General features: G+C 45.3%; 9 protein-coding genes. 1 reads left to right on the top strand and 8 read right to left on the bottom strand.

Annotated features, from left to right (window positions below; all coding sequences use genetic code 11):
• Positions 1 to 319 precede the first annotated feature (319 nt).
• Complete coding sequence (locus tag JMX92_RS06510; RefSeq protein WP_201544582.1) at positions 320 to 1,483, bottom strand: endonuclease/exonuclease/phosphatase family protein; 1,164 nt, start codon at positions 1,481 to 1,483, stop codon at positions 320 to 322.
• A 369-nt stretch (positions 1,484 to 1,852) separates the two neighbouring features.
• On the opposite strand from JMX92_RS06510, the gene asd reads away from it, so the two are divergent.
• Positions 1,853 to 2,995: an aspartate-semialdehyde dehydrogenase gene (asd, locus tag JMX92_RS06505; RefSeq protein ID WP_011961008.1), complete on the top strand. Its 1,143-nt coding sequence runs from the start codon at positions 1,853 to 1,855 to the stop codon at positions 2,993 to 2,995.
• Positions 2,996 to 3,114: 119 nt separating this feature from the next.
• Here asd and JMX92_RS06500 read toward each other — a convergent pair whose 3' ends face one another.
• From JMX92_RS06500 to ispC, 7 genes are all read right to left on the bottom strand, one after another.
• On the bottom strand, positions 3,115 to 4,476 hold the full coding sequence (locus JMX92_RS06500; RefSeq protein ID WP_011961009.1) for a sodium-dependent transporter: 1,362 nt from the start codon (positions 4,474 to 4,476) through the stop codon (positions 3,115 to 3,117).
• Positions 4,477 to 4,718: 242 nt separating this feature from the next.
• Positions 4,719 to 5,498: an acyl-ACP--UDP-N-acetylglucosamine O-acyltransferase gene (gene lpxA, locus JMX92_RS06495; RefSeq protein WP_011961010.1), complete on the bottom strand. Its 780-nt coding sequence runs from the start codon at positions 5,496 to 5,498 to the stop codon at positions 4,719 to 4,721.
• Between the two features lie 188 nt (positions 5,499 to 5,686).
• Positions 5,687 to 6,181 (bottom strand): 3-hydroxyacyl-ACP dehydratase FabZ, encoded by a 495-nt coding sequence (gene fabZ, locus JMX92_RS06490; protein WP_041773760.1) that lies wholly within the window; start codon positions 6,179 to 6,181, stop codon positions 5,687 to 5,689.
• A gap of 112 nt (positions 6,182 to 6,293) precedes the next feature.
• Positions 6,294 to 7,364, bottom strand: a complete 1,071-nt coding sequence (lpxD, locus tag JMX92_RS06485; protein ID WP_201544573.1) for a UDP-3-O-(3-hydroxymyristoyl)glucosamine N-acyltransferase — start codon at positions 7,362 to 7,364, stop codon at positions 6,294 to 6,296.
• Positions 7,365 to 7,513: 149 nt separating this feature from the next.
• Positions 7,514 to 9,970, bottom strand: coding sequence for an outer membrane protein assembly factor BamA (bamA, locus tag JMX92_RS06480; RefSeq protein WP_155587099.1), 2,457 nt, complete (start codon positions 9,968 to 9,970; stop codon positions 7,514 to 7,516).
• A 135-nt stretch (positions 9,971 to 10,105) separates the two neighbouring features.
• Positions 10,106 to 11,533, bottom strand: coding sequence for an RIP metalloprotease RseP (gene rseP, locus JMX92_RS06475; RefSeq protein ID WP_201544598.1), 1,428 nt, complete (start codon positions 11,531 to 11,533; stop codon positions 10,106 to 10,108).
• Positions 11,533 to 12,768, bottom strand: a complete 1,236-nt coding sequence (gene ispC, locus JMX92_RS06470) for a 1-deoxy-D-xylulose-5-phosphate reductoisomerase (protein WP_110816853.1) — start codon at positions 12,766 to 12,768, stop codon at positions 11,533 to 11,535. Before ispC ends, rseP begins: the two co-directional genes overlap by 1 nt.
• Positions 12,769 to 12,888 lie beyond the last annotated feature (120 nt).

Genomic DNA, 12,888 nt, shown 5'->3' with positions numbered 1-12,888 from the left:
GTTAATGCTGACTACAAATGGTAGATAAGAAAAAACCCAAGTCTAGGGCAGAGACTTGGGTCTTGGGGCGCGATTTATTATTATTATTTCCTTTTTAGACTCTTCCTTAGTCTAATAAATAACCTAAATGAGAAGTTTTAGTGAGTTTACAGGGCAATAAACCAATAAAACTTGCTGAAATCTCTAACAGCACAGTTAAGTTATTTAATCAACACTGCTATCCGTGCCATCCTTGTGTTGATGTGCCCATTGTATGCTCAACTCACTTGGCTGCATAGCAGGCAAAAGCCCATTTTAGCGTAAGCATTTGCTTACAAGCTTAAGGCCTCTGCGGTGGTGGTGTGGTCGTCATCTCCGCTTCCGTATTATCCCCATTTTGCTGCTCGGCATGCTCCTCAGATAAACGCACCCCCTCTTTTTTGCCCTCTTCAATTTTTTCTGCGGTTTCTTGCTTATCTTTAAGCGTGGCAGAGGTGGCATTTTGCTCTTGCTCCGCTTGAGCGCAATGTTCATATTGTAATGTGGTCAATACTGGAAAATGATCGGAGCCGATAGAGGGCAAGCGCTCAATATTCACTAAGGTAAAGCAGGGACTATGAAAAATATGGTCTAAGGCCCAGCGCAAAAACGGATAGTTGACATGAAAGGTATTGATAAAAAAGCGCCCGATACGCGGATCTAACAGCCCCGAGATACGCTGGAACATTAAGGTGGTTTTTGACCAAGCCACATCGTTTAAGTCTCCCGCCAAAATCGCAGTCTGGTCATTGGCCTTAATATGACGGCCCACTATTAATAACTCCGCATCTCGCGTGGTGGACTTATCGGCCTCAGTTGGACTGGGCGGCATAGGATGCAAACAATACAGCCAAATCACCTCATCATTACTGAGCCGCACTTGAGTATGGATAGAGGGGATATCGTCGATGAGCAGATACTTCACTTCAGGGTCAATCAGCTCAAGCTTGGAGTACAAATGCATGCCATATAAGTTATCTAACGGCACCTTTACCGTATAAGGATACTCAGACTCAATGGCTTCAAGTGCCCGCTCCCACTTCTTATCCGACTCTAAGGTGATTAAAATATCGGGCTGTTTTTGACTCACTAAATCTACCAACGCTTGGGTATTGTTGTTGGGCGTGAGCACATTAGATACCATCAGCTTCACTTGTACCGGATTGTCCATCGCCTTAGCCAATAGCACCTCTTGCTTCCATAGCCGAGTATAAGGCAATACCATACGCAGCTGAAAGCCTATGGCCAGTACCAAGGCTATTATCAATGCAATCTCAGGCCACTGCCAGTCTGGCGTTAGTAGCAACAAGCCTATTAAGCTTACCACCCCAATAACCAAAAACTGAATCCTAGGAAAATCTACCCCCCTCACCCACCAGTTATCCAGCGGCAATAGCCCCCAAGCACTGGCAAAGATAATCAGACCTGCCAATATTTGAAACGTAGTATGTAATATATCGAGCATAAAGTATCCAGTGGGTGGAAAGTTAGAGAATAAAAACCAAGGTATTCACAATAAGGGTATCAAAAACAAAGGTATCAACAATCACGCTGTATCAAATTGGGCTAAAAACACCTGCCAATACAACAGCTAAGCGGCGCAAAACCAATCTTGATAAAAAAAAGCATAAAAATTAAGCCGCTGCTCTTGCATTTTATATCATATCAAGGCAATGTAATCGGTTGCGTATAAGTTATTTCGTTTGTAATTAAAGGCAAACAAGTAACTTGGCTACTGTATTTTGTAGCCAAGCTCTGCCGCTTATTGAGCAAATCTGAGCACAGCGTTATTCATTAAATAAATCATTTTAGACGAATACACAAGGGGTATTTCATGAGTCAATTAAAAGTAGGTCTTGTTGGATGGCGTGGCATGGTAGGTTCTGTGCTTATGCAGCGTATGGTTGAGGAAAATGATTTTGCAAATATCACCCCCATTTTCTTTTCGACCAGTAACGCCGGTGGTGATGCACCAAGCTTTGAGGGCGTCACGCACACCGAAGACAGTGCTACACTAAAAGATGCTCATGATATCGAAGCGCTCAGCAGCTGTGACGTGATTATCACTTGTCAAGGCGGCGACTACACAAAAGCGGTACATGGCCCACTGCGTGATTCAGGTTGGCAAGGTTACTGGGTCGATGCCGCCAGCAGCCTACGCATGGAGCAAGATAGCGTCATTATCCTAGATCCGGTTAACCGCTCAGTTATCGATGAGGCGCTACAACAAGGTACCAAAGACTTTATCGGTGGTAACTGTACAGTATCACTGATGCTGATGGCCATTGGCGAGTTATTCAACCGTGGCTGGGTGGAGTGGGTATCAGCCATGACCTACCAAGCCGCTAGTGGCTCAGGTGCCAACAACATGCGCGAGCTCATCAGCGGCATGGGCTTATTACGCGACTCAGTCGCTGACGAGTTGGCCAATCCTGCCAGCGCCATCTTGGCCATTGATAAAAAAATTGCCGAAACTCAGCGCAGCGACAGCTTCCCTACCCAGTACTTTGGTGTTCCACTCGCCGGCAGCTTAATCCCTTATATTGACAGCCAGCTTGAAAACAAGCAATCTCGTGAAGAATGGAAAGGCGGCGTTGAAACCAACAAAATTCTAAACAACCAAGGTGCGGATATTATCCCAATCGATGGCCTATGCGTTCGTGTTGGCTCAATGCGTTGTCATGCTCAAGGCTTAACCATTAAGCTAAAACAAGATATTCCACTAGAGGAAATTGAAGCGGCATTAAAGAACAGCGGCAATCAATGGTTAGACTTCGTAGAAGATGACAAAGAGCAGACCATGCAGCGTCTGACGCCTGTCGCCGTTACCGGTACCTTAACCGTGGCACTTGGCCGTCTACGTAAGCTTAATATGGGACCTGAGTACCTAGGTGCCTTCACTGTTGGTGACCAACTACTGTGGGGTGCTGCAGAGCCTTTACGCCGTATGCTTAACATCATTCAGCAGCAAGGCTAAGCCCTACTACATTACAGATTAGCTGGATTATTGACATTTCATCTCAAACAAAAACCCCTAGCAATGCTAGGGGTTTTTGTTTGATTCACTGTTTAATTGTTTATTGTGACACTCTGCCATTAGCTTATCAAAGTATTAATAAAGACAATAATTACCCCAATTGGTGCAATAAACTTAGCCACTATTTGCCACAAGGTCCAAGCACCACCTGAAAGCCCCAGCTCTTGACGTACGCTGTCTTGGCTCATGACCCAGCCGGCAAATACAATCGCGGCCAAGCCGGCCAATGGCAACATAAATTTGCTGGTCAACTTATCTAATAAATCAAAGATATTGTTGCCGAAGATAAGTACATCTGACCATAGGTTGAAAGACAATAATGCCGCCACACCCAATAACCAAATGGCGATAGTGGCCACGATAACCGAGGTCGTACGGCTCATTGACGTACGCTCTTCTAAGAACTCAATAGAGGGCTCAATCAATGAAATAGAAGAGGTCAGCGCTGCAAAGGTCACCAATAAGAAGAACAAGGTACCCAAAAGTGCGCCTGCTGTCATACTACCAAAGGCAATCGGTAAGCTTACAAAGATAAGGCCAGGGCCTGCAGCAGGATCCATACCATGACTAAAGATAATTGGGAAAATCGCCAAACCTGCTACAAGAGCAATCACGGTATCCAAGATAACCACAGTACGCGCCATGCTCAATAAGCTGATGTTTTTACCCAAGTAAGAGCCATAAGTGACCATGATACCCATACCCAAAGATAAGGTAAAAAAGGCATGACCTAACGCTGATAAGATAATGGTTGATGAGTCAGGACCGGTCAACTTAGATAAGTCAGGTGAGAATAAATAAGTCACCGCTTCTGCAAAACCACCATTCATAATGTTGTAGCCTACGATGACGAATAGCAAAAGCGCCAACATAGGAATCATAATTTTTGAAGCTTTTTCGATACCACTGGTCACGCCAAGCGCCACAATAATTGCAGTGACACCCATAAATATTGTGTGCCAAATGGTCAAGGTGCCAGGAGAGGCCAACATACCGTTAAACACGCCTTCTACCGCTTCACCATTTAAGCCAGTAAAAGTGCCAGAACCTAGCTTAACCATATAGTTCAAGGCCCAGCCACCGATCACACTATAAAACGATAGAATTAAAAAGGCACCTAAAATACCCACCACACCAACGATGGCCCAATTTCTGCTTTTGCCTTCACTTGCGGCCACATCAGAAAAAGAGTCCATCGGGTTTTTTTGTCCGCGGCGGCCGATCATCCATTCAGCCACTAAGATAGGAAAACCTATCAGCGCGATACACAACAAATATGCCAATACGAAAGCAGAACCCCCACTTTCGCCTACCATATACGGGAATTTCCAAATATTTCCCAAGCCAACCGCCGAACCAACGGCAGCCATAATAAAGCCCACTTTCGAGCTCCACTGGGCATGATTTTGTTTGTTTGACATCTTCGTTCTCCAGCCATCCAAGGCTTAGTCTTAATCTTTGCCAATTTAGTAGTATTCAGTGATAGACATTTGTCACGCCCGTTAACACCAACTGGCTTCTAGTAATATGTATTTACAACTAATTACAAAGTAGTCTGTTTCATCAGCGTTTAAAAGTCAAGCGACTATAAAACAAAAAAGCCATAACTTTCGGTTATGGCTTTGAAAACTATTTGATTTTACTTACTTAAATTAAATTTAAATTAGCGAATAATTCCCCGCTTACTGCTTAATAATGAATCAATTAAAAGTTGAACTTTTGGCTCTTGCGGTAAGAAGTCTTGGGTCAGCTCCTCTATCACCTCTTCGGTGGTTTTTCCGGATTTAAAGATGAGCTTATAAGCGGTACGCAAGGTGTTAATGGTCTCTTTTGACCAGTCCTTACGGCGCATGCCTTCGATATTCAAACCGTGCGCTTGTGCGGGGTTGCCTGAAACCAACGTCATGGCTGCCACATCTTTTAGGATAACGCTACCGCCACCCACTAAGCTGTAGTCACCGATTTGACAAAATTGATGCACCCCAGCATTGCCGCCCAAAATCACATTGTTACCAATATGCACATGCCCAGCTACGCCCACGTTATTGGCCAAAATATTACCATCACCAACGATGCAGTCATGGGCAATGTGAGTATTTACCATAAATAAATTATTGCTGCCAATCTTAGTTAAGCTATTGTCTTGAATGGTGCCTCTATGGAAGCTACAAGCTTCACGTATTGAGTTGTTGTCACCAATCTCAAGCCAAGTCTCCTCACCATTGTATTTTAGATCCTGGCAGTCTTCACCGATACTGGCAAACTGAAAAATCTCATTATTTTTACCAATACGGGTGTTTTTGGTGACCACCACATGACGCAATAGCTTCGTGCCAGCCCCAATACTGACATTATCTCCCACGATACAGTAAGGTCCTATCGAAGCTGTTTCGTGAATCTCCGCTGTGCTCGAGACGATGGCAGTGGGATGGATTTGTGTCATTAAAGCAACCTGTTATTTAAGTGAATATAAGTAAGGGGTAGCCGCAGCTATAGGACCTCATATCGCCTCACTAAAGCTTAAGCGGGGCAAAAAGCGGCCAAGTGTTAAAAAGGGCAAATAAATTTATCAGCCGCCGATATCTAAAGTTTTATCTTAGAGATTTGGTCTATAGCTGGGCTTAAATAGACCTATTTTGAGCGACTGTCTTGACGCATAATCATCAGCTCAGCACTGGCCGCTAGCGTATCCTCAACATAAGCTTTACATTCAAACTTATACACATCACGCTTTTGAGTCAATAGCCTAGATTTTAATATTAGCTTGTCACCAGGCACCACAGGGCATCTAAATCGCACTTTATCAACACCTGCAAATAAAAACAAATGACCATCTGCAGCAGAGATACCACGGCTAATAAACGCCAAGACACCAGAGACTTGTGCTAAAGCTTCAACAATTAATACCCCAGGCATAATAGGCTGCTCAGGGAAGTGCCCTTGAAAAAATGGCTCGTTAATAGTGACATTTTTATAGCCGCTTATCCACTGACCAGAGCTACAATCGGTGACTCTATCGACCAACATAAAAGGGTATCTATGTGGTAAGTAGCGTTTTAGCGCCTCGAATCGTAGCGGTAAGCTGACCCCTTGGTCGGCTAAAGCTTGGTGGTCTTCTGCAGTCATTTGCCACTCATTTTGAGTGGTGGCCGCTGCCGTTGGGGTTATCGTGTCACAGTTAATTGTCATGGGCCATCCTCGCCTAAAATATAATTATAATGATGTTTTTTTAATTGATTTAATTGTCTTTTTTTCCTAACGCGCGCAATTTTACCATAGCACGGCGCCAATCCATGGCGGGCATAGCAGCCACCCCTGAAGAGTAGACGCCAGGCTTTTTAATGGATTTTGTTACCAGTGTCATGCCTGTTAATACCACGCCATCAGCTATCTGTAGGTGGCCGGCAATACCCACACCACCGCCTATCATACAGCTTTTACCTATGATAACGCTACCAGCAATACCGGCATTACCGGCAATGGCAGTACCCGCACCAACCTTCACATTATGACCAATTTGTACCAAATTATCTATAATGACATTATCTTCAATGAGGGTATCGCCAATAGCCCCACGGTCGATACACGTGTTACTGCCAATGCGTACTTTGTTGCCGATGACGACGCGTCCTAATTGCACAATACGCTCCCAGCCCTGAACGGCAGTATTGCCTAAAGGGGCAAAACCAAAGCCTTCTGAGCCCACACTGGCGCCTGCATGAATGCGAACTTGATCGCCCATCTGGGTATCATGACCAATAAATACCTGCGGATACAGCTCACAGTTATCGCCTATGATGGCATGCGGCTCAATGTGTACTTGGGCATGCAGCCGAGTACCTGAGCCAATTTTTACCTGATCACCCACCACACAAAATGGCCCAATAGACACGCCCTCACCCAGTAGCGCACTGCTGGACACTTGCGCTGTCGGATGAATAAAGGTCGCGGCATTCGCATCTAAAGCCTGAGGCTCAAACAGATGCGTGACACTGGCATAGGCCGCATAAGGAGAGGCGACCACCACAGCCACACTATGAGCTGGCACCGCACTGGCACTGTCTTGCGCCACCAGTACCACAGCGGCCTGTGTGCTGGGCAGTGCCGACGCATAGGCTTTGTCATTTAAAAAACTTATCTGTGCTGTACTGGCCTCATCTAAGCTGCCGATACCTGTGAGCGTTATTTGTAACTGCTCAGCGGTTAGCTGCGACTGGTTCAAGACAGGCTGACGCACGGTGATGGCAGCAATGACATCAGCCAGTGTGACAGACGGCTTAGCGGGGCTTATGGAGTCTATATGGCTCATAGCGACAGTATCAATCCTTATGGCTATCTTTAAGCAGCAAGTGGCCGGGTAAAATAAATGAGGGTGATTTTAAACTAAAAAGCCAAATCAGTGAAATTGAAATGGCTTTTTAATTTATGAATAGCAAGTGATGACAGATAAAGGCAGGCTTAGAAAGTACTACCAATCTGGAATTGGACTTCTTCTGTTTTGTCGCCCTCTTTATCACCAAAAGGTTTGGCATAGCTTAAAGAGATGGGACCAATAGGCGTGTACCAAGTCACACCAGCACCGGCACTATAACGCATAGAGTTATCTTGTCTTAGCAGTGGCACGCCATCTGCAGACTCTTCAAATTTGCCATCCACAAACTTAACTTTTTTGTCTTCTTTGTCAGTGGTATCAAATACTTGACCACCCTCAACGAAGAGCACCGGACGCACTTGGTCTGCCCAGTCGCCCTTAAATGGCATCGGTAAAATCAGCTCAGCACCCACAGTCGCCAGCGCATTACCACCCACCTCTTCGCCATACCCTTTACCAAAGGTCTCTAAATCTTGCTCATAACGATCCATTTGTGCAAAGTAAGGAGAGCGTGGACCTAAGCTTGAAGACTCATAACCGCGCACTGAGCCATAGCCCCCTGCGTAGAAGTTCTCATAAAACGGTAAGTCGTTACCGTAGCCCAGTTTTGCATAACCACGGGCGACGAAGTCTTTGGCCAGCGGGTAGTAAACGTTACCTTTATAGACGATTTTTTGGTAGGTTTGATCACCAAAGCCTAAATCTAGGTTCACGGTGTGGTTCATACCCTTCGTCGGGAACACAGGTCTGTCTAAGGTGCTGTAGTCCCAGCCTAACAATAAACTATAGGTGTTATAGTCATTCTTAAAGTTGGTACCTGATGTATTAGATTCGCTATCGGCGCTATAAGACTTAGCTTCACCGCCCTCTTTTAACAAGTCATAGGCATTGGAGATACCCATAAAGCGGCCACCACGAACTTCCGTATTGTCATAGTTGAAGCCTGCACTAATGCGCTTGGTTTCATCAATAGGATAGCTGTAGTTTAACGTACCACCGTAAGAGTCTGTCACATAGTTACTGACGTTGCGATCATCATATTTGGTCTTTCTGTAATAGCCGCTCACCCCTTGAGACACCCCGTTCTCAGTGAAGTACGGGTCGGTGAAGCCTAAGCTATATGAGTCGCGCGTCTGTGAGCGTGATAAGGCAGCATTTACTCGGTTACCTGTACCCATAAAGTTACGCTGACTGAAGTCTAGCTGGAAGGTCACACCGCCACTTTGTGAGTAACCGGCGGCGATGGTTGAGCTACCAGAAGGCTGCTCTTCTACCACGAAGTTGACGTCCACTTGATCAGGGCTGTTAGGCACAGGTTTGACATCCACATTGACGCCTTTAAAGAAGCCGGTACGCATCAAGCGCACTCTTGAGCTTTGAATTTTTTCGCTCGAGGCTAAGCTGCCCTCTAACTGACGCATTTCACGGCGCAGCACTTCATCTTGGGTCTTAATATTGCCGTTGAAGTTAATACGGCGAACGTACACAGGACGGGCCGGATCAATGAAGTAATCAATATCAACGGTTTTTGTTTCGTCGTTAATACGGGTAATGGGTCGAATTTGGGCAAAATAGTAGCCATCATCGCCATAATAGTTCTTTAAGGCTGTGGTTGACTGCTCAAGCTTGGCTTGTGAAAACTGCTCTCCGGGTTTAAAGGCAATCTTATCGTCTAATTTATCTTTGCTGTAAGTGGGGTTACCTAAAAAGTTAGCTTGACCAAATTTATACTGCTCACCTTCTGTCAAACTGACTTCAATAAAAACTTTATCTTTGCTTTCATTGATGTTTAAAATGGCATTATCTACGCTAAAGTTAACAAAGCCTTCGTTCATATACATGGCTTTGAGGTTCTCTAAGCTTGCTGCCAGCTTTTCTTTGGCATAACGGTCTGATTTCGACAGCATACGCGTCCATGAGGACTCTTTTACCGCAAACACATCTTTGATGTCTTCATCGCTAAAGTACTTATTACCAATCACGTTAATATCGACCACTTTGGCCGCTTTACCTTCGATAAAGCGCACAGTCAATTTTACGCGGTTGCCATCTAATAGCTGCTGATCAACTTCGATATCACTGTTGTAATAGCCTTGACCGATATACTGCTGCTGTAGTTCGTTGGCTACGTTTTGTACTGTGGACTGCTTTAATACCTCACCCACTGCGATGCCGGCGTATTTTAGACCATCTTCTAAGCCTTGTTTTGGGATAAGCTTGTTACCCTCAAAATTAATTTCAGCAACGATAGGACGCTCTACCACATAATAGGTTAAGCGGCCATTTTCTGTTTTTGCTTGAATGTTAGCAAAGTCACCTGTGGCATATAAAGCTTCAATGCTTTGCGCCAAATCTTGGTCACTAATTGTGTCGCCTACATTGGTATTGAGCAGAGGATATAAGCTCTCAGGTGTTAAACGCTGTAAGCCCTCAAATTGGATATCGGTGATTACCGTATCCGCAGCTTGAGCAGAAACAGCCATTATTGCTGCAAAGGCAGGGACTGCTATTAGTTGAGACATTTTAAATAAAGACGTTTGCATACATACAATCCGTAATTCAAAGAACGTGCTAAAGGTAAGGTAATTTTTTTAGTTTGTCATGAAACATTCAGTTCAAAACACCCAATATAACAAACTATTTAAAGCTATAAAATTAATAAAATCCAGTAATTTTGATTAAAAATAACGACTAAAGTCATTGGTAATTGCCAATATCATAAACGCCAGCAAGAACAAAAAGCCCATATTAAAGCCAATAATTTGCATTCTTTCTGACACCGGCTTACCTCGAATCAGCTCTATTAAGTAATATAATAAGTGACCGCCATCTAATACCGGAATGGGTAGCAGATTTAGCACAGCCAAGCTTAGGCTGATAAGGCCAGCGTTGGCCAGCACTTGCTCCCAACTGATTTCAAAGCTTTGTTTACTGATAACGGCAATGGTTATTGGGCCGGATAAGTTATCAAGTCCCACCTTACCTGTGATCATTTTACCCATAGAATTTAAGGTCATGGTCGCCAGCTGACCGGTCTTAGCAAAGGCTTTACCTACTGCACTGATAGGGTCGTAGGATACCATCGTTTTATAATCATCGGGTACTACAATCTCAACCGGGCTCACGCCTGCCCCAATTTGACCATATGTCTGACCGGCGGTCGCTTTTTTGCCCTGGGGCATAATTTGAAGCATGACAGGTTTTTCAAGTCCTTGCGCATCCTTTCGTAGCACCTTGAAGCTTAGCAAGGTTTCTGGATTGGCACGGATAATACGGGTCGCATCCAGCCAATCATTAATAGGCTGATCATTGATGGCCACTATCTTATCGCCGACCTTCATACCCTGACGAATGGCGGCACCATCCTGAGTCAATTGACCGATGATGGGCTCAATGTGCGGCTGCCAAGGCATCACCCCAAGACTGGTTAACGTGTCTTTTCCTGAGTCTTCGCCCTGCATAAAGTTCTTAATGGGTATCTCAACCTGCATCGTCTCAGAGCGTGCAGCAGAGGAGAGCGCCGCTGTCTGGGTATCGGTGCTTGGCGCTACTTGTTGTAAGGTAACCCCCACGGCACCGCTTTCACCCATACGATCGGCCAAGCGGTAATTAATCTCTTCCCAAGTTTGAACCTTGTGTCCGTCAACGGCAATAATTTTGTCGCCTTTGGGCAAGTTAACGGTAGCGGCCGGCGTGTCCGGTAAGATTGAGCCTATTCGGGTATTAAGCTGCTCGCTTGGTACCAAAAACAGCACTGAGAACAGCGCAATGGCGATGATAAAATTCATCACGGGCCCTGCTGCCACAATAGCAATCTTTTTTAGCGGATGCTGATTATTAAAGGCCAAGTGCTTTTCATGCTCAGCCACTGCCCCTTCGCGCTCATCTAGCATCTTCACATAGCCGCCTAACGGCAGTGCTGAGAGACGATAATTAATACCGGTTTTTTTGCTGGTCCAGCTGGCAAGCTTTGGCCCAAAGCCGATAGAGTAAGTCAGCACTTTTACGCCGCACATACGTGCCACAATATAGTGCCCCCACTCGTGCAGAGCGACCAGTGGCCCTAATATGGCCACAAAGGCCAAAAAGAACAATAACATGGTCATTAATTGCGACATGCCATAACCTCTAGTTGGGCTTGCTCACGAGCAATTTTATCTATCATCAAAATATCATTTAACTCAGTTATTTGGCGAACGCTGATATCAGCATGGCCCGCAACGGACTTATCTTTGCCAAGCATCTTGTCTAATACCTGAGCATTAATCAATGCAATGTCGGTTAATGAAACTTGCTGTTTTATAAATGCCTCTACCGCCACTTCATTGGCAGCGTTAAGTGTGATGCTGGCCGCCTGCCCTGACTGCATGGCCTCACGGGCCAGTTTTAGACAAGCAAATTTTTTCAAATCTGGTTTAATAAATTCTAAAGACGACAGCTGATATAAATCTAAAGATTCAACACCAGCGCTTATGCGATTGGGATAAGCCAGAGCATGGGCAATAGGCGTGCGCATATCAGGGCTGCCCATCTGTGCCAAGAAGCTGCCATCACAGTACTCCACCAAAGAGTGAATGATGCTTTGCGGATGGATAACCACATTGATTTGTGATTCTGCCAAATCAAATAAATGACAAGCTTCAATCAGCTCAAGCCCTTTATTCATCATAGTGGCTGAATCAACCGATATCTTTTGCCCCATAGACCAGTTGGGGTGCTTGACCGCTTCGCTCACGCTGGCCGCCTGCATCTGCTCCCAAGTTTTATTTAAAAACGGTCCCCCTGAGGCAGTCAACCACAGTTTTTTTACCCCATGACTGGCGTCGTGAATGGCGGTATTGTTTTGTTGTATTTGAGGTGGCAGACATTGAAAGATCGCATTGTGCTCAGAATCTAGCGGCAATAAGGTAGCACCATTGTCGCGTACGGCTTGCATCATCAAGCTGCCGGCCATCACTAGCGCCTCTTTATTGGCCAGTAGCACCCGTTTACCAGCTTTGGCCGCACTCAAAGTTGAGGCAAGCCCTGCTGCGCCCACAATGGCCGCAACCACCGTATCCACTTGAGGGTCTAGCGCAATATCATCAAGGCCAGCTTGTCCGCCCACCACCTCACAAGCTATCTGAGCGGCGGCTAAACGTGTGGCAAAATCATCTACCTTATTCTCTGGTACTGCCACACGGCTAGGACGAAACTGCTGACACAATTCAAATAACTTGTCTAAACGGCCATGACCGGATAAGGCATAAACTTGATAATGTTCAGGGTGAGCCGCTAGTATAGACAAAGTGCTGTCACCGATGGAGCCGGTTGCCCCGAGTACGGCAATGCGTTGGGTCATAAGGTACCTTTAATACGTCTGAAGAAATAAAATACTAAAAAATAAGGCTGTGAGTTCAAAGCAGTGCTGATCTCAAACAGCCTTAACAGTTGCCTTAAAGACAGGCCACATAAATGGGGT

The sequence above is a fragment of the Psychrobacter sp. H7-1 genome, from assembly GCF_904846585.1.
Taxonomy (GTDB): Bacteria; Pseudomonadota; Gammaproteobacteria; order Pseudomonadales; family Moraxellaceae; genus Psychrobacter; species Psychrobacter raelei.
This window is presented reverse-complemented; position numbering and strand designations above follow the sequence as displayed.